The organism is Ramlibacter sp. (assembly GCF_035655895.1).
Taxonomy (GTDB): domain Bacteria; phylum Pseudomonadota; class Gammaproteobacteria; order Burkholderiales; family Burkholderiaceae_C; genus Ramlibacter.
This window is the reverse complement of sequence record NZ_DASRTN010000014.1, coordinates 248,367-268,147: the sequence shown is the minus strand read 5'-3', so window position 1 is coordinate 268,147 and position 19,781 is coordinate 248,367. Positions and strand designations below refer to the sequence as shown.

Below are 19,781 nucleotides of genomic sequence, written 5' to 3'. Positions count from 1 at the left end.
CCGGATGACCACCGGCCTTCGCGCCGCCGTTGCCGACGGGCCCGCACGCTGGCCACGGGTGGGCCTGCGTGCGCTGCTGGCCACCATCGCCGTGCTGCTGGCCGGCTGCGCCCAGATGGTCCCGCAGACCATGGCGCTGCGCTCCGACTGGCCCTGGGGCGTGCCACAGAGCAGCGAGATCGACGCCGTCCCCTTCTTCCCGCAGAACGACTACCAGTGCGGCCCCGCGGCGCTGGCGACGGCGCTCGCGTTCACCGGCGTGGCCGTCACGCCGGCGCCGCTGGTCGACCAGGTGTGGCTGCCCGGGCGGCGCGGCAGCCTGCAGCTGGAGATGCTGGCAGCCGCGCGCCGCCATGGCCGCGTGTCGTACGTGCTCTCGCCGCGTTACGGCGACCTGCTGCGCGAGGTCGCGGCCGGCAACCCGGTCGTGGTGCTGCAGGACGTCGGGCTGTTCGGCACCCGCTGGCACTACGCGGTGGTCACGGGCTTCGACTACCCCAGCGGCACCGTGCTGCTGCGCTCGGGGACGCAGGCGCGGCGCGAGATGCCGTTCACGGCCTTCGAGCGCAGCTGGATGGCCAGCGGCTACTGGGCCATGGTGGTGATGCCGCCCGACCGCATTCCGGCCACCGCCACCGAGGACGCGTGGCTGAACGCAGTCCTCGCCATGGGGCGGGTGGCCGATCCCCGCTCGGCCACGATGGCCTTGCGCAACGCCCTGAAGCGCTGGCCCGAGAACCTGGCCGGCGCCGTCGGCCTGGCCAACCAGCTGCATTCGGCTGGCGACCTCGAGCACGCGGCGGACGTCCTGCGCGAGGCCCGTCGGCGCCATCCGGCCTCGTCGATCGTCGCCAACAACCTTGCCCAGGTGCTGTCCGACATGGGCCGGCAGCAGGAGGCGCTGGCGTTGATCGAACAGGCCGGCGGCGATCCGCGCAATCCGTTCGCCTCCGAGATCCGTGCGACGCACGACCTCATCGTCGAACGGCTCGAAAGCCGCGCGCAGGGCGCCGGTCGGTAGACGCTTGCGGGCGCGGCGGGCGCCCACCTACACCGGCATGCGCCGCCTGCTTGCGGCCGCGGCGCCACCCGCCCACCAGACTTCAGTCGTGCCCGCCGGGTGCCGCGCTACGAGACAGGGATCGGTCCTCCGCGCTTTCTTCAGGAACGCGAAACGAACGAACATTGTCCAGCGGCCACGGCGGGCCGTTGTCGTTCCGGAATGCACCACGACAGGGGCCGCACACGCCGGCGACCCACGTCCGACGGAACCCCGCGAGGTCGGCCTACAGCTGCGGCAAGGGGCGGCTCCTACCCTGCGGACACCATCCTCTTTCCCGCGGGAGTCTTGCAATGAACAGGCATACCGTCCGCTTCTTCGTGCTGCTGGCCGCAGCCCTGGGGGCGCTGAGCATCCACATGCGTGCGATCGCCGAGCCCGTCTCCGAACTCGAGGCTGCCAAGGTGCGCGAAGTCATCGTCATGCAGCTGACGGCCTTCCAGGACGACGATGCCGAGCGAGCGTTCGAGACCGCCACGCCCGAGGTGCGCGAGGCGATCGGCAATCCGCGCCGCTTCCTGTCCATGGTGCGCGGCGCCTACCCCATGGTGTACCGGCCTCATTCGGTCAGCTTCCACAAGCCCGAGCTCGAGGATGGCAGCGTGCTGCAGATGGTGGAGATCCGCGACGACGACGACAAGTCGTGGCTGGCGCTGTTCGCGCTGGAGCAGCAGCCGGACCAGAGCTGGCGGATCAGCGGCTGCGTGGTGGCCGAGAACCGCTGGCAGGTGATCTGAAGGCGGCCGCTGCGGCGCTCACAGCTGCGTGAACAGCTCGCGCGCCGACTGCGTCTCGGGCAGCACGTACACCACGCCCGCCCGCCGGCCCAGCACCGGCTCGATCTGCTGCAGGTAGAAGTCCACCGGCACCACCACGCAGCCCAGCGACAGCCGCCGTTCCTCGGGCTTGGAGCCTTCCAGCCGCGCCGCCCGCATCGCGTGCGAGCGGCCCGGGCGCAAGCGGTGGATCGCGAGTGCGGCGTCATAGTCGAACCACACGACCGCCTCGCCCGACAGGTTGCGCCCGGGACGCGTCTCGAATCGACCGGCAGGCGTCGTGCGCTCCTCCAGGGGCAAGCTGCCGCTCTGCGCACGGTCACCGACGCCCGGGGCACTCTCGTCGCCCCGCGCCGCGCCCAGCAGCACCGGCGTGGCCGCCCGCAGGCGTCCGTCGGCCTCGAACAGATAGAGCTTCGCGTCCTTCTTGTCGACCACCAGGAAAGGCTTGCCGCCGGCATCGTGCGTCTGCAGCACCCACTGCACCATCCCGCGTGCATCCGTCGACGGCCGCCGCCGTTCGAATCCCGCATCCGCCTGCGCCGCCAGGGCGCCGCCACAGGTGATCGCCCATGCCGCGCACAGCAGCGCGGCCTTGTTGTTCCATCGCATTCACGTCCCCGTCCTCGCGTGCCCGCGGGCACGTTGCGAGCCGCGGCCTCGCGGGCGGCTCATCTTGGGCGGGGATGCTAGCGAGGCTTCGTGCGCGAGCAGGCGCAAAGCGTTCCCGCGGATGGGTTCGAGCTGGGCTGCGTGGTTTATTTCACGGCGCCGACCGGTGATGCCACCGCGAGATGCGACGGGTCGTGCACGTCGTACGAGCCGAACTGCGCCTGCGGGCTGCGCGTCTCCGGCAGCACGTAGACCACGGCGCCGGTCTGCTGCACGGTGGGCCGCAGCACCTGTTCATAGAAGGCGACCGGCAGGTTGATGCACCCGAAGGAGATCCGGTTGTCCTCGGCGGTCGGGGACGCCAGGCGCTCCAGACGACGCTCCGATTTCACGGTGGGCCGGACGCGGTGCATCGACACCGCCAGGTCATAGGACACCCACACGACGTCCTCGCCGCCGGCATTGACGCCGTGTTCGGCCACGAAGCGGCCGGCCGGCGTGGTCTTCTCCTCGGGAAGGATCTCGGCCAGCGGCTTCTCGCCGATCCCGGGGACCGGATCATCGCCCACCGCCGCGCCGATCAAGGCCGGCGTGGCCGCGATCAGCTCGCCGCGCGGGTCGAACAGCCACACGCGGGCTTCCTTCTTGTCCACCACGGCGAACGAGCGTCCCTGGGGGTCGCCGGAATCCACGGCCCAGTCGGCGATGTGCCGCACGTCGAGGGACGGGTCCTCCCGGCCGAACGACGCGAAACGCGGCACGTGCGGGGCCGGCACGGGAGCCGGCGTCGGTGCACCGGCCACCGCCGCGGCGACCGCCTGGGCCGCCGGATGGTGGCGCTGCGTCCACAGGCCCCAGCCCGCCAGCCCCAGCGCCGCGGCCAGCAGCAGCACGGGACCTCGCCGCCAGCCGCTCGCATGCCGGCCGGGAAGATGGCTGTCGGGGCGATGGGGGCGCGAGGGGTCGGGCTGCATGGCGAGGCTCTCGGTCTGGACAAACAAAAAGGGCGGGCCCTTGGCAGGCCCGCCCCCGTGGCTGGAAACGAAGCCCGGTCAGTTGCGGTCGGCGCGGGCGCCACCGGTGCCGCTGGAGCTGCCGGTGCCCATCGTCGTGTCGCTGCTGCTGCCGCCAGTGGTGGAACCGCTAGAGCCCGAGCCCGAAGCGCCCATCGAGGAGCCCGACGAACCGCTGGAGCCCGAGGCGCTCGGCGAGCTGGTGGAGCCCGACGAACCGGTGCTGCCCGAGGAGCCCGAAGCGCCCATCGAAGAGCCCGACGAGCCGGTGGAGCCCGAGGCGCTCGGCGAGCTGGTGGAACCGGAAGAACCGGTGGTGCCGGAGGAGCCGGTCGCGCCCGAGGAGCCGGAAGCGCCCATGGAGGACGTGCCGCCGGAACCGGCGGTGCCGCCACCGGCGTTCGGTGCGGTGCTGCTCGGGCTGGCGGTCGTGCCAGTGCCGCTGCCGCTGCCGCTGCCCGAGCCGCTGCCTGCGCCGCCGGCGCCACCGGCTCCGCCGGACTGGGCCACTGCGTAGCCACCGAAGGCCAGGGCCACGGCCGCCGCGGCGGCGGTGAGGGTCGTCTTGATTGCGCTCATGTTGACTCCTTGATTGGATGAGGGTGTGAACGACGCCGGCTGGGGCGCCGGCTGGACCAAAGAATGGTCCAGCCCCTGGAAGATCGAAGTGAGCTTAGAGCGGCACGGGCTGTAGGACCGTCGCTGTCACGAGTTGCTGCTCAGCACGAGCCTGGCGAGACGGACTGCGTGGCCGGTGCCGGCTCCCAACCTTCCAGCTGCAACGCGGGGTTGGCGCATTCGCATCCGAGCGCCAGGTCCTCGTCATGCGCGAGCATCGGCGCGTCGGCGAGCAGGGCGGCATGCGGAACATGCAGCGACCAGGGGGGCGAGAACGGGTTCGGCATCGGCTTCCCTTCCGGCGGCGGCGCCGCCATCCAATGTGAAGCCATCATCCAACGCTGAGCCATGCGGCGGCATCCGCCGCGGGCGCATGGCTGGGTAGGAAGGGGCCTACGCCTGAGCTTGGCCGGTGCTGCCCGCCTCGGCCGACGAGGGTTGTTCGGTCTTGAAGACGCCCCGGATGTTCAAGGCGGCCAGGGCCACCTGCAGGGCGATGAGCGCCCAGGCGCCGTCATGCCAGCCCCAGGCGGTCCACAGCACGTTGCTGCCCAGGAACACCCAGAAGCCGATGTTGCGGCGCTGCTTGCGGTTGGAGGCCACCAGCCAGGCGGCCAGCAGGCTGGCGGCCATCGCCGGCCATTGCAGGAGGTCGATCCAGTTGGAGAGATCCATGGCAGGCAGCACGGTAGACGCCGGGCCGCCCGCGGACCGCCAGCAGCCTGCGCGGCGGGCTGTAGGACGCCGGCCTCAGGCGGTGGCGCGGCGGCCGACCATGCGGCGACCCAGTTCCACCGCCGCCAGCACCAGCCCTCCGGCGACCAGGCCCACCGCCGCGTGCAGCAGCAGCGGCACGACCACGCCCGCCAGCGCGGGGAGCGTCTCGCCCAGGTGCTCGATCCAGTGGCCGACCGCCGGCACGCCATGCGCCAGGATGCTGCCGCCCACCAGGAACATGGCGGCGGTCCCGGCCAGCGACAGCGCCTTCATCAGCCAGGGCGCCGCGCGCAGGATGGCGCGCCCGATGCCCTGTGCCGCGGTCGACCGCCGGCGGGCGAGGTACAGCCCGAGGTCGTCCAGCTTCACGATGGCGGCCACCAGGCCGTACACGCCGACGGTCATCAGGGCCGCGATGCCGGCCAGGACCGCCACGCGCGTGGCCAGCGCCTCCTGCGCCACGGTGCCGAGCGCGATCACGACGATCTCCGCCGACAGGATGAAGTCGGTGCGCACGGCGCCCTTGACCTTCTCCTTCTCCAGGGCGAGCACGTCCACCGCCGGGTCGGCCAGCGCGCGTTCGAGTTCGTGCACGCGCGCATCCTCCTCGCCCCGATGCAGGAAGCGGTGGGCCAGCTTCTCGAATCCCTCGAAGCACAGGTAGGCGCCTCCGAGCATCAGCAACGGCTGCACCGCCCAGGGTGCGACCGCACTGATCGCCAGCGCCGCCGGAACCAGGATCAGCTTGTTCACCGCCGATCCCTTGGCGACGGCCAGCACGACCGGCAGCTCGCGCTCGGCGCGCACGCCACCCACCTGCTGGGCGTTGAGGGCGAGGTCGTCGCCCAGGACGCCGGCCGTCTTCTTGGCGGCCACCTTGGTGAGCACGGACACGTCGTCCAGCAGGGTGGCGATGTCGTCCAGCAGTGCGAAGAAGCTCGAGGCCATGGGTGTGAATGGTTCCTGTGTGGTTGCCTATGATGCGGCGCGATGCACGACGAGAATACCCCGCCCGCACCGGCTGCCTGCTGGCACGTGACGATCAGCGCCGGCGGCGCGCGCTTCGCCGCGCCGTCCGGCCGGTCGCTGCTGGAGGCGGCCGAGGCCGCCGGCCTGGCGTGGGCGAGCAGCTGCCGCAACGGCACCTGCCGCACCTGCATCCGCCGGCTGCTGGACGGCCGCGTGGCCTACCGCATCGAGTGGCCCGGCCTGCTGGCCGACGAGAAGGCGCAAGGCTGGATCCTGCCGTGCGTCGCCTGCCCGCGCAGCGATCTGGTGGTCGAGGCCGGCGGGACGGCGGACGCTCAGATGTTGCCCGTCACGTAGGGGCCGCGCGGCTTCTTGTCATCGCGCGCGCGATGCTGCTCGGCCTCGGGATCGGGATGGTGGATGGTCGCGTTGGTGCCTTCGAGCTCCTCGTCGGGATCGGGCGGCGGCAGCTCGTGGGGAGGCATCACATCGGGAGCGGAAGCGGGCTTGTTCATGGCAGGACTCGACGATCGTTCACCCCACTCTAGGAACCGGCCCCGCGCCCGGCTGTAGGACTGCGGCGCGTGGCGCTCCGCGGCCCGGCGCGTGGTGCATGATCGCAGCCGATCGTGAAACCACTGCGACTCATCCTTCTTTCCGCCGCGCTGCTGCTCGGCGCCGCCGCGCAGGCCGCGCCCTTCGAAGACACCATGGCCCAGCGCACGCTCGCCTGCACCGTGTGCCACGGCGCGCAGGGTCGGGCCGGGCCGGACGGCTACTACCCGCGCATCGCGGGCAAGCCGGCCGGCTACCTGTACAACCAGCTGCTCAATTTCCGTGACGGGCGGCGCCACTACGGCGCCATGACGCGCCTGCTGGACCCGCTCTCCGACGCGTACCTGCTCGAGATTGCGCAGCACTTCGCCGCGCTGGAGCTGCCGTATGCCCCGCCGCCGGCGCCCCGTGCCACGCCGGACCTGCTGGAGCGCGGCCGCCGGCTCGCGCTGCAGGGGGACGCGGCCAGCCAGGTGCCGGCCTGCGCCAGCTGCCACGGCACTGCGCTCACCGGCGTGCAGCCGAACACGCCCGGGCTGCTCGGACTGCCGCGGGACTACCTCAACGCGCAGCTCGGCGCGTGGCGCACCGGCCAGCGGCGCGCCCATGCGCCCGACTGCATGGCGCAGGTCGCCAAGGCACTCGCCCCGGAGGACCTCACCGCCGTCGCGACCTGGCTGGCCTCGCAGCCGCTGCCGGCCGACACCCATGCCGCCGCCCGCCTGGCGGCGCCGCCGCCACTGGCCTGCGGCAGCGCCTCGCTGCCGGCCGGAAGGCAGCAGCCATGAAGCGCGCCCTGCTCGCGGTCGCCGCGCTGCTGCTGGCCGCCGTCGCATGGATCCTGTTCGCCAACGACGGCGGCGATGACGACGGCGGCCGCGCCGATCCGTCCACGGCGGCCGCGCCGGTGTCGGTGGAACGTGGCGCCTACCTGGTCCGCGTGGGCAACTGCATGGCCTGCCACACCGACCGGGGTGGTGCGCCCTGGGCCGGCGGCCGCGCCATCGACACCCCGTTCGGCACCGTCTACTCGACCAACCTCACGCCCGACGCCGACCACGGCCTGGGACGCTGGAGCAGCGATGACTTCTGGCGGGCGCTGCACCATGGCCGGTCGCGCGACGGCCGCCTGCTCTATCCGGCGTTCCCCTACCCGAACTACACCGAAGTCACCCGCGCCGACGCCGACGCCATGCACGCGTACCTGCGCAGCCTGCCGGCCTCGAACCGCCCCAACCGTCCGCACGCGCTGCGCTGGCCGTACAGCACGCAGCCGGCGCTGGCGGTCTGGCGGGCCCTCTTCTTCCGACCCGGCGTGTACCAGCCGCAGCCGCAGCAGTCGGCGCAATGGAACCGCGGCGCCTACCTGGTGCGCGGGCTCGGCCACTGCTCGGCGTGCCACACCGCGCGCAACGCGCTCGGCGCCAGCAGCGACATGATGGACCTCTCCGGCGGGCTGATCCCGATGCAGAACTGGTACGCGCCTTCGCTGGCGTCCGATGCCGAGGCGGGCGTCGGGCGGTGGCCGCTGGAGGAGACGGCGCGCCTGCTGCGCAGCGGCATCGCAGGCAGCGCAACGGTCCTCGGGCCGATGGCGGAGGTGGTGCAGTCCAGCACCCAGCACCTCTCGCAGGAGGACGCGCTCGCGATGGCCGCGTTCCTGCAGACGCTGCCGGCCGCGCATCCCGCCGCCCCGCCGGCACCGGCCCCGGCGCCGCCGACCGCCCGTGTGGTCGAGCGCGGCCGCGGCCTCTATGGCGAGCACTGCGCCCAATGCCACGGTGCGCGCGGCGAGGGCGTGCGCGGGGCCTATCCGGCGCTCGCGGGGAACCGTGCCGTGACCCTGCCCGTGACGGCGAACCTGGTGCAGGTGGTGCTCGGCGGCGGCTTCCCGCCGGCCACCCAGGGCAATCCGCGGCCATTCGGCATGCCGCCGTACGTGACCCTCCTGAACGACGCGGACGTGGCCGCGGTGCTCACCTTCGTGCGCACCTCCTGGGGCAACCAGGCCGCGCCGGTGAGCGAGCTGGACGTCGCCCGCCAGCGCGGAGGCGCGGGCCGCTGACCGGCCGCCGGCGTCAGAGGCCGAACGGGTTGGCGAAGACCAGCATCATCGCCACGCCGACGCCGATCAGGAAGTTGGCATCGATCAGGCCGGCCAGCAGGAACATCTTGGTCTGCAGCGGCTCCATCAGCTCCGGCTGGCGCACGGCGCCCTCGATGAAGCGGCCGCCCATGGTCGCGATCCCGAGGCAGGCGCCGATGGCGCCCAGACCGATGATCAGCCCGCAGGCCAGTGCGATGAGTCCGTTGTCCGTCATGGGAACCTCCCGTGTTGCGAGGCCCCATGGTCACGCGGTCACGGCATGCGGGCAACGACCTGGGAGGTCATGGCGGCGAGCGCACCGGCCGGCACCAGCTGCGGCGCGATCTCGGCCAGCGGCACCAGCACGAAGGCACGCTCGGACATGCGCGGATGCGGCACGGTGAGCCTTGCACTGTCGATGCGGCCCTGGCCGTACAGCAGCAGGTCCAGATCGAGCGTGCGCGGCGCGTTGCGGTACGGCCGTTCACGCCCGGCCGCCGCCTCGATGCCCTGGAGCGCGGCCAGCAGTCCGGGCGCATCCAGGCGGGTGTGCAGGGCCGCGACCGCGTTCACGAAGTCGGGACCGCTCGCCTGCACCGGCGCCGTGCGATACAGCGACGAGCGTGCCACCAGTGTGGTCCTGGGCAAGGCGGCCAGGGCCTCGACCGCGCCAAGCACGGTCGCTGCCGCATCCCCCAGGTTGGCGCCCAGGCCCACGTAGGCGGTGACGGGCTCCTTCATCGGCCGCCCGGCGGCGCGCCCAAGGCCGCGCCGTACGCCGACTCGGAAAAGCCCTGCAGCCGCACCTGCGCGCCCACCAGCAGCGGCACGCCGCCCTTGCCGCCGGCGCGGACGAATTCGGCCATGCCGCCGGGGCTGTCGATGTCCAGTTCCTGGTAGCCGACGCCGCGGGCGGCGAGCCACGCCTTGGCCTGCCGGCAGTACACGCACCAGCTGGCGCTGAACAGCTGCAGGCCCGCCGTGGCCGAGGCCCGAGGCACGGCCGGGCCGCGCGCCAGGTCGTCGCGGAATGCCCGGAGGTAGGCCGGCAGCGGCGTGGCCGGCAGGTGCTCGAACTCCAGCTTGCGGTCGGTGCGGCCTTCGGCCGGCGGCACCTGGCTGTAGGTGATGCGTCCGTCGGGGCCGACCGAGCGGTAGACGGTGTCACGCCCCTGTGCCAGCGCGGCCCCGGCCGCAAGCATGCAGGCCAGGAAAGCCAGGACACCCCACCGCCGCACGTCAGCCCTCGCCGGTGGCGGCGCCATCGCCGACGGCGCCGGCACCGCCGCCGGGCTTGCGGCGCCGCCGGCGGCGCTTGCGCGGTGCATCGGTGGCGGCGCCCTCCTCCGCGTCGGCCCCTTCGTCGGCGGGCTGCTGGCTGCGCGCCCGCCCCGGCTCGGCCAGCACCTCGCCGGCGGTCGCCGGCCGCTCGGCCGCACCGGCCTTGTCCTGCGGGCGCACCACGCGCACCCGGCGCTGGCCCTTGTGCTGCTCCTCGCGCACTTGCGCCACCAGGTCTTCGCGGACCTGGTCGCTGGCCTGGCTGAACTCCTGCCACCAGTCGGCCAGCACCACGTCGATCTCGCCGGCGTCGGCGCGCAGCCGCATGAAGTCGAACCCGGCGCGAAAGCGTGGCTGCTCGACCAGGCTGAACGGCGTGTTGCCGGTGCGCTTCTCGAAGCGCGGCTGCATCATCCAGATCTCGCGCATATCGGCGCCGAGCTTGCCGCGGCCCGACACGTCGCCGATGCGCGCGTTGAACACGTCGTCGATCGCGTCCTGGAGCGCGGGGAAGGGGTGCTGCTTCTGGGCCAGGCGCGCGGCCCAGCCGTCCCGCACGTCGGACCACAGCACGCAGGCCAGCAGGAAGCTGGGCGCGACCGGCTTGTCCTCGGCGACCCGGCGGTCGGTGTCCTGCAGGGCGGCGCGCACGAACGGCTGGTCGGCGCGCTCGACGATCAGGTCCAGGAGCGGGTAGATGCCGGTGGACAGCCCCAGCGACTTCAACTGCTCGATGGTGGCCACCGAGTGGCCGGTCTGCAGCAGCTTGAGCATCTCGTCGAACAGCCGGCTCTGCGGCACGTCGGCGAGCAGCCCGAGGCTCGGCTTGACCGCCGCGCCGGTCTTGGTCTCGAGCTTGAAGCCGAGCGCGCTCAGCTTGGCCGCGAAGCGCACGGCCCGGATGATGCGCACCGGATCCTCGCGGTAGCGGGTGGCCGGGTCGCCGATCATCCGCAGCAGCTTGCGGCCCGCGTCCTTCATGCCGCCGTGGTAGTCGACCAGGGTGCGCGTCTCCGGGTCGTAGTACATCGCGTTGATGGTGAAGTCGCGCCGGGTGGCGTCTTCCTCCTGCGGGCCCCAGACGTTGTCGCGCAGCACCCGGCCGCTCGCGTCCACGGCGTGCTTCATGCCCGCCAGCTCGCTCTTGCTGGTCTTCTCGTTGCCGGCCACCGCCTCGGCCGCGGCGTTGTCCATGTAGGCGCGGAAGGTCGAGACCTCGATCACCTCGTGTTCACGGCCGCGCCCGTACACGACGTGCACGATGCGGAAGCGCCGGCCGATGATGAAGGCGCGCCGGAACAGGCTCTTGACCTGCTCCGGCGTGGCGTTGGTCGCCACGTCGAAGTCCTTGGGTCGCAGGCCCAGCAGCAGGTCGCGCACGGCGCCGCCGACGATGTAGGCCTCGTAGCCGGCTTCCTTGAGGGTGTGCACCACGTTGAGCGCCCGCTCGTCGACCAGCGACGGATCGATGTTGTGCTCCTGCGGGCCGATCTCCTGGCGCTTGCCGAACCTCGGCTTGCGGCCGCCGCCGGCGCCCAGCAGGCGGTCGATGAATGTCTTGATCATGGGATGGGGGAAAACAGGTCCAGTATGCGCCAGCCGCGCTGGGCCGCGATGGCGCGCAGGCGCTCGTCGGGGTTGGTGGCCACCGGCTGGTCGACCCGCTCGAGCAGCGGCAGGTCGTTGGTGGAATCGGAATAGAAGGTGGTCTCGACGCTGTCCCAGCCGAGGCCGCGTTCGCGCAGCCACTGGTCCATCCGTGCCACCTTGCCGCCGCGCATCGACGGCACGCCCTCGATCTCGCCGGTGATCCAGCCGTCCGCGCCGGTGGCCAGCCGCACCGCGACCAGGTCCTGCACGCCGAACAGCCGGGCGATCGGCTCGGTGACGAACTCGTTGGTGGCCGTGACGATCACGGTGTGGTCGCCGGCGGCCTGGTGGGCGCGCACGAGTGCCAGCGCCTCGGGCCGCACGGCCGGCCCGATCACCTCGCGCAGGAACCGCTCGCGCGCCCGCTGCGACGCCTCCCGGCCGCGCAGCCGGATCGCCTCGGTGGCGAAGCGCACGTAGTCGTGCACATCCAGCGTGCCCGCCTTGTAGTGCTCATAGAACTCGTCGTTCCGCCGCTTGAACACGACCGGGTCGGTCCAGCCGATCTCCTGGGTGAACACGCCCCAGGAATAGTCGGAGTCGATCGGCAGCAGCGTGTGGTCGAGGTCGAACAGCGCCAGCCGGGTCTTCTTGCTCACTCGTTCTCCAGCATCGATCGGATCAGCGGGATGGTCACGGCGCGCTTGGTCTGCAAGGCATAGGCGTCCAGCTGCTCCAGCAGCTGCATCAGGCTGCCGAGGTCGCGCGAGAACCGCGACAGCATGAAGTCCATCACGTCGTCGCCCAGGAAGACGCCCCGGGCGTCGGCCGCCTGGCGCAGGACCGAGCGGCGCTCGGGTTCGGACAGCACCTGCAGGTGGAACACATGGCCCCATCCCAGGCGGGTGCGCAGGTCCTCGCGCAGCTGCAGGTCGGCTGGCGGCAGCAGACCCGCCGACAGCACCCCGCGCTGGAGCGCCTGCGCGTTGACGAACCAGTTGAAGGCAGCGTGCTGCTGAACCGCGGTGTAGAGATGGACGTCGTCCATCAGCACGACAGCCCAGCGCTCGTCGAACTCCGGCGGCTCGGCCATGCCGGCGTCGAGCCAGCCGACCGAGGCACCCTGCTCCCGCAGCGAGGCCTGCACCGCCTGCAGCAGGTGCGTCTTGCCGCTGGCCGCGCCACCCCACAGGTAGGTCGGGACCGGCGAGCGCGTGGGGCTGCCCGTCCACAGCCGCAGGTGGGCCAGCGCCGGCTCGTTCGGCCCGGCGCAGAACGCGTCGAGCGTCGGCGCGCGCGCCATCGCGATCGGAAGGGTGAGCTGTTTCATCCGCCCTGGTACAACCTGCTGCCCATGTAGCCGGCGCGCATCCGCCGGATCGCCACCAGCAGCACCGCGCTGGCCGGCAGCGCGACGAGCACGCCGACGAAGCCGAACACCTGGGCGAACGCGAGCAGCGCGAAGATCACCGCCAGCGGATGCAGGCCGATGCGCTCGCCCACCAGGCGCGGCGTGAAATAGAAACCCTCGATGACCTGGCCGGCCCCGTAGACCACCGCCACCATCACCAGCGCCTTGACCGAGGCGAACTGCAGCAGCCCGGCCAGCAGCGCCAGCACCAGGCCGATGCCGAAACCCAGGTAAGGCACGAACATGGCCAGCCCCGTGAACAGGCCGATCGGCAGCGCCAGGTCCAGCCCGAACAGCGCCAGCCCGGTGGAATAGAACACGGCCATGGTCAGCATCACCAGCAGCTGGCCGCGCAGGTACTGGCCCAGCACCTGGTCGGCCTCGCCGGTGAACGAGTCGACGGCGGGGCGGTTGCGCGGGGGCACCAGTTCCAGCACGCGGTGCACGAAGCGGTCCCAGTCGAGCAGAAGGTAGAAGAGCGCCACGGGAATGAGCACGGCGTTGAACAGCAGCGTGAACGCCACGCTGCCCCCGATCTTCAGCGAGGACAGCAGCCGGGCCACGGCGCCCTCGTAATTCCCGTGCAGGTAGCGCAGTGCCTGCCCCTTGAGGCTGTCGACGTCCAGCGCGACGTGGATGCCGAACTGCGCCAGCCAGGGCCGCAGGGTGGCGTCCAGCCAGTCAAACAGCACCGGCAGCTGGGCGCGCATCAGCGGGATCTCCTTGGCCAGGATCGGCACGACCATCAGCGCCAGCGACACGAGCGCAAGCACGAACAGCAGCTCCACCAGCACGACCGCCGCGACCCGCGGCACGCGGCCGCGGCCGGCCTCGTCCAGGCGGTCGACCAGCGGGGTCAGCGCGTAGGCCAGCACCGCGCCGATGACGAACGGCGTGAGCACCGGGCCGAGCGCCCGCAGCACCAGCACGGCCAGCAGCGCGATCAGCGTCCAGGCGGCGGCTCGTTTCTGGGCAGAGGTGAATTGCATTCGGGTGGCGCCGGGGGGCGCGGAGGCGGCTTCGGGCCGGCCGGTAAAATCCCGCAAATTCTATCGGGCGCTCTGCAGTGCCCTTGCCCTCCCCCGCCCATGAGCCAATCTCCCCTCTCGTACAAGGATGCGGGCGTCGACATCGACGCCGGCGACGCGCTGGTCGAGCGCATCAAGCCGCTGGCCAAGCGGACGATGCGCGAAGGCGTCCTGGCCGGCATCGGCGGATTCGGTGCGCTGTTCGAGGTCCCCAAGCGCTACAAGGAGCCGGTCCTGGTGAGCGGCACGGACGGCGTGGGCACCAAGCTCAAGCTCGCTTTCGAATGGGGCATGCACGACACGGTGGGCATCGACCTGGTCGCCATGAGCGTCAACGACGTGCTGGTGCAGGGCGCCGAGCCGCTGTTCTTCCTGGACTACTTCGCCTGCGGCAAGCTGGACGTGGACACCGCCGCCCGCGTCGTCGGCGGCATCGCCCGGGGCTGCGAGCTGTCCGGCTGCGCGCTGATCGGCGGCGAGACGGCCGAGATGCCGGGCATGTACCCGGCCGGCGAGTACGACCTCGCCGGCTTCGCGGTGGGGGCCGTCGAGAAATCCAGGATCCTCACCGGCGCCGACGTGCGGCCCGGCGACGTCGTGCTGGGCCTGGCGTCCAGCGGCGTGCACTCCAACGGGTTCTCGCTGGTGCGCAAGTGCATCGAACGCGCGGCCGGCGCGCTGCCCGCCACGCTGGATGGCCGGCCGTTCCGCGAAGCCGTGATGGCACCCACGCGGCTGTACGTCAAGCCGGTCCTGGCCGCGCTGGCGCAGCACCCGATCAAGGCGCTGGCCCACATCACCGGCGGCGGCCTGCTCGAGAACATCCCGCGGGTGCTGCCCGAGGGCACGGCCGCCCACCTGCGCGCCGGCAGCTGGCCGCGCACCGAGCTGTTCGCCTGGCTGCAGCAGACCGCCGGTATCGGCGACCACGAGATGAACCGGACCTTCAACAACGGCATCGGCATGGTGGTCGTGGTGGCCGCCGAGCATGCGCAGGCCACCGCCCGGACGCTGCGCGAGCAGGGCGAGGCGGTGCACGAGATCGGCGTCATCGCGCCGCGCGGCACCGGCGCCCCGGTGGAGGTCCGCTGAGCAGGCGATGCCCGGGCACGGCGGCGCCAACCGGCGCGGATGCCGGCCGCGATCTGGACGCTCGGGTTCGTCAGCCCTTTGACGGACGGTTCCTCGGAGAGGATCCGCAGCCCGCTGACGGTCTTCATGGTCCCCGCCCTGGGCACCACATGCTGGTCGAGGGGCGGGCCGAGGCCACGGCGCTGCTCCTGCGCATTCTCTCCGGCGCGCTGTCCGGCGCGCTCGCCGCCGCAAGTCGCTCGCGTGCTGGGCAACCGCCCGGCGCGCTGCCAAGCCGGTCGCCTGGGCGCCGGCCGTCCTGATCGCGGTGAACGTCGTCTTTGCCGCCGGTGCGGCTCCGTTCGGCAGGCTGGATGACGCCCTGGACCGCCGGCGGCGGACCAGGGCCCGCTGGTGCGGGCGCCGCGCGCGCAGGCCGCATGAGACCGGCCGGCCGTGGCCTGGTTCACGCCAGACCGTTGCGTCGCTACAAAAGCGCGAGCGAATAGGGCGGTCCCGGCTGGACCGGGCGGCGGCTTTGTCACAGACTGCGGCTTTCCCCCCTGCCCACGCCCGCATGCCCGTCATCGCTGTCGTCAACCGCAAGGGCGGCAGCGGCAAGAGCACGCTGGCCGCCCACCTGGCCGCCTGGTGCGCCCGCCAGGGCCACGCCGTGATGCTGGGCGACGTCGACCGCCAGCAGTCCTCGCGCACGTGGCTGCGCCGGCGCGATCCCAAGCTGCCCGGCATCGCCCCCTGGGCGATCGACCAGAACGTGCTGCGGGTCCCCACCGGCATCACCCACGCCATCCTGGACACGCCCGGGGGGCTGCACGGCTTCGAACTGGCGCGCCTGGTGATGGCGGCCGACGTGATCCTCATGCCGGTGTGCCATTCGGTGTTCGACCGCGAATCGGCCGCCGCCTGCCATGCCGAGCTGATGACCCTGCCGCGGGTGTCCGGCGGGCGCTGCGTGCTGGCTTCCATCGGCATGCGGGTGGACGGTCGCACCCGCGCCGGCGAGGTGCTCCAGGGCTGGGCCGACGAGGTGGGCGTGCCGATGGTCGGCACCCTGCGCGAGACCCAGCTGTACGTGAAATGCCTGGAGCGCGGGCTCACCATCTTCGACCTGCCACCCTCGCAGGCGGCCACCGACCTGACGCAGTGGGAGCCGATCCTGCGCTGGCTGGAGCCGGTGCTGGCGCCGCCGGTGGCGACCCCGGCGCCACCGAAGGATGTGCTGCGGGACCATGCCGCGTCGGCCGGGCAGCGCGCCGCGCGCCTGCGGCCATCGCAGGAATCGCTGGTGCCCGGCAGCCGGCTGACGCTGCTGGAGTCGCGCACCGCCGCGCGGCAGGGCACGCCGCCTGCCGAATCGCTGATCCCGCCAGCGGAGCTGGGGCAGCAGGTGCCCCACTTCCTGCGCCGCACGGCCTGAGCGCCGACCGGCGCCGGGCCTAGCGGTTGCGTGCTCGGCGCAGGTCGGCCACGCGGTCGGCGATCACGTCGATGTCGAGGGAATCCTGGGCATGGATCAGGTACGTCTCGAGGTCGAGCACCGCCAGGGCCGCGTGCCCCTGCTCGGCATGCGCGAGCCCCCGGTCGCGGTACTCCGCCCAGGCCTCGGGCAACAGGACCAGCAGGCGGTCCTGCACGGCAATGAGACGTTGCCAGTCTTCCTGCGCCCGGTGGATCTCCTTCAGGTTGCGCAACATGCGCGCGATGATGTCGCGCGGCGGCGCCGCCTGCAGGTACAGCCCCAGCGGCACCTCGAAATCGTCGACCAGGCCGCTGCGGCGCTTGTAGGGCTCCAGCCGCTCGGACAGTTCCTCGCGCGAGAGCGACTGCCCGGTGAACGGGTCGATGACCACCTGCCCCTTTGGCAGGTTGACCTTGACCATGAAGTGCCCCGGGAAGCACACGCCGCGCGCGTGCAGCCCGAGACCCTGGGCCAGTTCGATCCACAGCACCGCCAGCGAGATCTGGATGCCGCGGCGGGTGCGCAGCACGACGTTGAGGTAGCTGTTGTCCGGATCGCAGTAGTCGTTGACGTTGCCGCCGAACGAGAGGTCGCGGAAGAAGAACTGGTTCAGCGCGCGCAGCCGCTGCAGGGGCGCCGCGTCGGCCGGCAGGCGGCGCCGCAGGCGGGCCAGGAGCTGGTCGACGTCGCCGAGCACCTGCTGCACGTCCAGGTCCGGGTACTCGTCCTGGGCGATGCTGGCGGCCGCCTCGAGCAGCGGGAAATGGTCGTCGTCCTGCACCAGCGACCGGAAGTATTCCAGCGGCGAGGGGACTTCGAAGTTGAGCGCCATCGGTCCGTTGTAATGGAGCCGCCGGGCAGCGTCAAGGCAGGGGCCGGGACCCCTGGTCAGCGCGTGACAAATTGCCTCAGTTGCACGCCCGCGGCCCAGAGCGCCGCGAAGTAGATGCCCGCAGCAGCCACCAGCACCCCCCCCAGGAGCCCGACGCGCAGCGCGGGCTGCGAGCGCAAAGCCACCCAGTCGAAGTGCGCCGAACTCCAGATCAGGAACACGGCCAGCAAGGCCGTGCCGGCCAGCACCTGCAGCAGGAAGCGCGGCCAGCCCGGATTGGGGGTCCAGCTGCCGCGGCGTTGCAGGCCGAACGCGAGCCAGCCGGCGTTGAGCAGCGCTCCCGCCCCGATCGACAGGGCCAGGCCCGCGTGCCGGAACAGCGGCACGAAGGCGATGTTCATCAGCTGCGTGATGATCAGGACCGCCACCGCGATGCGCACCGGCGTGCGCATGTCCTGGTTCGCGTAGTAGCCCGGCGCCACGACCTTGATGCCGACCAGGCCGAGCAGCCCGGCGCCGTAGCCGGCGAGTGCCAGCGAGACCTGCTGCACGTCGGTGTCGCGGAACGCGCCGTAGTGGAACAGCGTGGCGACCAGCGGCTGCGAAAAGACGAGCAGCGCGACCGATGCCGGCGTCGCCAGCAGCACCACCAGCCGCAGGCCCCAGTCCAGCATGTTCGAGTAGCGCTTGGCGTCGCCGGCGCCGCGGGCGGCCGCCAGCTGGGGCATGAGCACCACCCCCAGCGCGACGCCCAGCATCGCGGTCGGGAACTCCATCAGGCGGTCGGCATAGAAGAGCCAGGTCACGCTGCCCGAGGGCAGGTGCGACGCGATCTGCGTGTTGATGAGAAGCGAGATCTGGGCGACGCTGACGCCCAGGAGGGCCGGGCCCATCATGGAGACGATGTGGCGCACGCCTTGGTCGTGCCACGCCAGGCGCAGGCGGCTCCAGGTCAGGCCGATGCGCGGCAGCAGGCCGAGCCGGCGCAGCACCGGCACCTGCACGGCCAGCTGCAGCACCCCGCCCAGCATGACGCCGGCGGCCATCGCGTAGATCGGCTCGACGCCGATCGACTGGAACCAGGGGGCTCCCACCCAGGCCGCCACGATCATCGCCAGGTTGAGCAGCACCGGCGTGGCCGCCGGGACGGCGAAGCGCCGCCAGGTGTTGAGGATGCCGGCCGACAGTGCCACCAGGGACATGAAGCCGATGTAGGGGAACATCCAGCGCGTCATCAGCACCGCAGCCTCGAACGCGCGCGGCTCCTTCTCGAGCCCGCTGGCCAGCCCATAGACGAGCAGGGGCGCGGCCACCACGCCGAGCGCGCAGGTGGCCAGCAGCACCCAGGCCAGCACGGTGGCGACGTGGTCGATCAGCGCGCGCGTGACCTCCTCGCCCTGCTGCTCGCGGGTGTGCGCCAGCGCCGGCACGAAGGCCTGGCTGAACGCGCCTTCGCCGAACAGACGCCGGAACAGGTTGGGGATGCGGAAGGCGACGTTGAAGGCGTCGGTCAGGGCACTGGCCCCGAAGAAGGCCGCCATCAGCAGGTCGCGCAGGAGCCCGGTGACGCGGGAGGCCAGGGTCAGCAGGGAAACGGTGGAAGCGGCTTTGAACAGGCTCACCGGTTCGAGTGTACGGCGCGTTCGGACGCGCTCCGGCGCGATCGCCTACAATGGAGGGCTTTGCTGGCATCATCCTCAGACACCAAGGAACACACACATGGCATCCGCCAAGCCCAAGAAAAAGAACCCCCGCCTCGCGTCGGGCCGTAAACGCGCCCGCCAGGACGTCAAGCTCAACGCAGCGAACACGTCCCTTCGCTCCAAGTACCGCACCGCGGTGAAGAACGTGGAGAAGGCCGTCGCCGCTGGCGACAAGACCAAGGCCACCGAACTCTTCGCCAAGGCCCAGAGCATCGTCGACACCGTCGCCGACAAGGGCATCTTCCACAAGAACAAGGCAGCTCGCGACAAGAGCCGCCTGTCCGCCAAGGTCAAGGCCCTGGCCCCGGCGCAAGCCGCCGCCTGACCCCACGGGTCACCCGCCCGGGCTTCCTTGCGAAGCCCGCCGTTTGAACCGGGTGCGCTGCCAGCAAAGTGAAGAACCGCCTTCGGGCGGTTTTTTCATGCCCGGACACCGAGGGCAGGAGCAACGGACATCACATCGCGACGCGGTCGCCGCGCATCCCCAGCGGCACCGCGTCAGCGCCTTGCGATCAGCGCCAGGAACGCCCCCGCAAGGGCCCACTCACCCGCGATCCGGCGCGTCCCCCTGGGCGGGGCTCGAGGACGGCACCTCCTGCACCTGCAGGTCGTTGTCCTTGGCGAAGTTCATGACGAAGTCCCAGGCCATCGGTTCGTGGGAGCGCAGGTCGCTGTGCACGACCACCGTCTTGACCCCGTCGATGACCCGGGGCACGCACCACGGCGAGTAGCTCAGGTGGCTGCCCGGGCGGGCGCCGCCGGGCCGGAAGCTGCTCATCACACCGGCCAGCCGCTCCGCCCAGTCGCTCGGACGGAACGTGCGACCGTCCCGGGTGATGCCCTGGATGAGGATTTCTTTGGCGGCGGAAGAGACCATCGGCGGGTGGCGGGGCGGCGGGAGGCAGCCGGGGATCGCCCGTGCTGCAATGCACAACTATTCTATCTTATATAAGACTTCGACCGGCTGGCAGCACGGCCC

25 protein-coding genes are annotated in these 19,781 nt (G+C 71.8%); 9 read left to right on the top strand and 16 right to left on the bottom strand.

The annotated features are described in order from the left end of the window. The first annotated feature begins 4 nt into the window (after positions 1-4). The gene (locus tag VFE82_RS18210) at positions 5-1,021 is read left to right on the top strand and encodes a PA2778 family cysteine peptidase (RefSeq protein WP_325001753.1); all 1,017 of its coding nucleotides are present in this window, start codon (positions 5-7) and stop codon (positions 1,019-1,021) included. A 332-nt stretch (positions 1,022-1,353) separates the two neighbouring features. After that, positions 1,354-1,797: a DUF4864 domain-containing protein gene (locus tag VFE82_RS18205; RefSeq protein WP_325001752.1), complete on the top strand. Its 444-nt coding sequence runs from the start codon at positions 1,354-1,356 to the stop codon at positions 1,795-1,797. A gap of 18 nt (positions 1,798-1,815) precedes the next feature. Here VFE82_RS18205 and VFE82_RS18200 read toward each other — a convergent pair whose 3' ends face one another. Then, positions 1,816-2,448, bottom strand: coding sequence for a L,D-transpeptidase (locus VFE82_RS18200; protein WP_325001751.1), 633 nt, complete (start codon positions 2,446-2,448; stop codon positions 1,816-1,818). Between the two features lie 146 nt (positions 2,449-2,594). Further along, positions 2,595-3,422 carry a hypothetical protein gene (locus VFE82_RS18195; RefSeq protein ID WP_325001750.1) on the bottom strand — a complete coding sequence of 276 codons (828 nt, stop codon included), beginning with the start codon at positions 3,420-3,422 and terminating at the stop codon, positions 2,595-2,597. A gap of 124 nt (positions 3,423-3,546) precedes the next feature. Between VFE82_RS18195 and VFE82_RS18190 the strand changes: the two genes are divergently transcribed. Beyond that, positions 3,547-3,978, top strand: coding sequence for a hypothetical protein (locus tag VFE82_RS18190; RefSeq protein WP_325001749.1), 432 nt, complete (start codon positions 3,547-3,549; stop codon positions 3,976-3,978). 202 nt (positions 3,979-4,180) lie between these two features. On the opposite strand, the gene VFE82_RS18185 is transcribed toward VFE82_RS18190, so the two are convergent. The 3 genes from VFE82_RS18185 to VFE82_RS18175 all read right to left on the bottom strand — a co-directional run bounded on the left by VFE82_RS18185 (position 4,181) and on the right by VFE82_RS18175 (position 5,744). Continuing rightward, positions 4,181-4,366 (bottom strand): hypothetical protein, encoded by a 186-nt coding sequence (locus tag VFE82_RS18185; protein WP_325001748.1) that lies wholly within the window; start codon positions 4,364-4,366, stop codon positions 4,181-4,183. 106 nt (positions 4,367-4,472) lie between these two features. Continuing rightward, positions 4,473-4,754: a hypothetical protein gene (locus VFE82_RS18180; RefSeq protein ID WP_325001747.1), complete on the bottom strand. Its 282-nt coding sequence runs from the start codon at positions 4,752-4,754 to the stop codon at positions 4,473-4,475. 75 nt (positions 4,755-4,829) lie between these two features. Next, the gene (locus VFE82_RS18175) at positions 4,830-5,744 is read right to left on the bottom strand and encodes a DUF808 domain-containing protein (RefSeq protein ID WP_325001746.1); all 915 of its coding nucleotides are present in this window, start codon (positions 5,742-5,744) and stop codon (positions 4,830-4,832) included. 42 nt (positions 5,745-5,786) lie between these two features. Here VFE82_RS18175 and VFE82_RS18170 point away from each other — a divergent pair, with 42 nt between their 5' ends. Continuing rightward, positions 5,787-6,122 carry a 2Fe-2S iron-sulfur cluster-binding protein gene (locus VFE82_RS18170; RefSeq protein ID WP_325001745.1) on the top strand — a complete coding sequence of 112 codons (336 nt, stop codon included), beginning with the start codon at positions 5,787-5,789 and terminating at the stop codon, positions 6,120-6,122. On the opposite strand, the gene VFE82_RS18165 is transcribed toward VFE82_RS18170, so the two are convergent. Continuing rightward, entirely contained in the window at positions 6,101-6,280 is a 180-nt protein-coding gene (locus VFE82_RS18165) for a hypothetical protein (protein ID WP_325001744.1), read from the bottom strand. The two genes, VFE82_RS18170 and VFE82_RS18165, sit on opposite strands and share 22 nt — an antisense overlap. 195 nt (positions 6,281-6,475) lie before the next feature. Between VFE82_RS18165 and VFE82_RS18160 the strand changes: the two genes are divergently transcribed. Beyond that, the gene (locus VFE82_RS18160) at positions 6,476-7,108 is read left to right on the top strand and encodes a c-type cytochrome (protein WP_414708785.1); all 633 of its coding nucleotides are present in this window, start codon (positions 6,476-6,478) and stop codon (positions 7,106-7,108) included. Then, the gene (locus tag VFE82_RS18155) at positions 7,105-8,385 is read left to right on the top strand and encodes a cytochrome c (protein ID WP_325001743.1); all 1,281 of its coding nucleotides are present in this window, start codon (positions 7,105-7,107) and stop codon (positions 8,383-8,385) included. Before VFE82_RS18160 ends, VFE82_RS18155 begins: the two co-directional genes overlap by 4 nt. A gap of 13 nt (positions 8,386-8,398) precedes the next feature. On the opposite strand, the gene atpE is transcribed toward VFE82_RS18155, so the two are convergent. Genes atpE through VFE82_RS18120 form a run of 7 tightly spaced genes read right to left on the bottom strand, consistent with a single transcriptional unit; the run spans position 8,399 to position 13,677 of the window. Further along, positions 8,399-8,641, bottom strand: a complete 243-nt coding sequence (gene atpE / locus VFE82_RS18150; RefSeq protein WP_325001742.1) for a F0F1 ATP synthase subunit C — start codon at positions 8,639-8,641, stop codon at positions 8,399-8,401. Between the two features lie 38 nt (positions 8,642-8,679). Continuing rightward, positions 8,680-9,147 (bottom strand): 2-amino-4-hydroxy-6-hydroxymethyldihydropteridine diphosphokinase, encoded by a 468-nt coding sequence (gene folK, locus VFE82_RS18145; RefSeq protein ID WP_325001741.1) that lies wholly within the window; start codon positions 9,145-9,147, stop codon positions 8,680-8,682. Continuing rightward, the gene (locus VFE82_RS18140) at positions 9,144-9,608 is read right to left on the bottom strand and encodes a glutaredoxin domain-containing protein (RefSeq protein ID WP_325001740.1); all 465 of its coding nucleotides are present in this window, start codon (positions 9,606-9,608) and stop codon (positions 9,144-9,146) included. Before VFE82_RS18140 ends, folK begins: the two co-directional genes overlap by 4 nt. Positions 9,609-9,645: 37 nt before the next feature. Then, positions 9,646-11,253: a polynucleotide adenylyltransferase PcnB gene (gene pcnB / locus VFE82_RS18135; protein WP_325001739.1), complete on the bottom strand. Its 1,608-nt coding sequence runs from the start codon at positions 11,251-11,253 to the stop codon at positions 9,646-9,648. Then, positions 11,250-11,936 carry an HAD family hydrolase gene (locus VFE82_RS18130; RefSeq protein ID WP_325001738.1) on the bottom strand — a complete coding sequence of 229 codons (687 nt, stop codon included), beginning with the start codon at positions 11,934-11,936 and terminating at the stop codon, positions 11,250-11,252. Before VFE82_RS18130 ends, pcnB begins: the two co-directional genes overlap by 4 nt. After that, complete coding sequence (gene hda / locus VFE82_RS18125) at positions 11,933-12,607, bottom strand: DnaA regulatory inactivator Hda (protein WP_325001737.1); 675 nt, start codon at positions 12,605-12,607, stop codon at positions 11,933-11,935. The genes VFE82_RS18130 and hda overlap by 4 nt, the downstream gene beginning before the upstream one ends. Then, entirely contained in the window at positions 12,604-13,677 is a 1,074-nt protein-coding gene (locus VFE82_RS18120; protein WP_325001736.1) for an AI-2E family transporter, read from the bottom strand. Before VFE82_RS18120 ends, hda begins: the two co-directional genes overlap by 4 nt. A gap of 99 nt (positions 13,678-13,776) precedes the next feature. Between VFE82_RS18120 and purM the strand changes: the two genes are divergently transcribed. Continuing rightward, the gene (purM, locus tag VFE82_RS18115; protein WP_325001735.1) at positions 13,777-14,808 is read left to right on the top strand and encodes a phosphoribosylformylglycinamidine cyclo-ligase; all 1,032 of its coding nucleotides are present in this window, start codon (positions 13,777-13,779) and stop codon (positions 14,806-14,808) included. A 556-nt stretch (positions 14,809-15,364) separates the two neighbouring features. Next, positions 15,365-16,225, top strand: a complete 861-nt coding sequence (locus VFE82_RS18110; RefSeq protein WP_325001734.1) for a ParA family protein — start codon at positions 15,365-15,367, stop codon at positions 16,223-16,225. Positions 16,226-16,244: 19 nt separating this feature from the next. Here VFE82_RS18110 and VFE82_RS18105 read toward each other — a convergent pair whose 3' ends face one another. Together VFE82_RS18105 and murJ are read right to left on the bottom strand one after the other, a co-directional pair. Then, complete coding sequence (locus tag VFE82_RS18105) at positions 16,245-17,099, bottom strand: SirB1 family protein (protein WP_325001733.1); 855 nt, start codon at positions 17,097-17,099, stop codon at positions 16,245-16,247. Positions 17,100-17,155: 56 nt separating this feature from the next. Further along, on the bottom strand, positions 17,156-18,721 hold the full coding sequence (murJ, locus tag VFE82_RS18100; protein ID WP_325001732.1) for a murein biosynthesis integral membrane protein MurJ: 1,566 nt from the start codon (positions 18,719-18,721) through the stop codon (positions 17,156-17,158). 97 nt (positions 18,722-18,818) lie between these two features. Between murJ and rpsT the strand changes: the two genes are divergently transcribed. Continuing rightward, entirely contained in the window at positions 18,819-19,127 is a 309-nt protein-coding gene (gene rpsT, locus VFE82_RS18095; protein WP_325001731.1) for a 30S ribosomal protein S20, read from the top strand. A 219-nt stretch (positions 19,128-19,346) separates the two neighbouring features. On the opposite strand, the gene VFE82_RS18090 is transcribed toward rpsT, so the two are convergent. After that, the gene (locus VFE82_RS18090) at positions 19,347-19,679 is read right to left on the bottom strand and encodes a DUF3579 domain-containing protein (RefSeq protein WP_325001730.1); all 333 of its coding nucleotides are present in this window, start codon (positions 19,677-19,679) and stop codon (positions 19,347-19,349) included. Positions 19,680-19,781 lie beyond the last annotated feature (102 nt).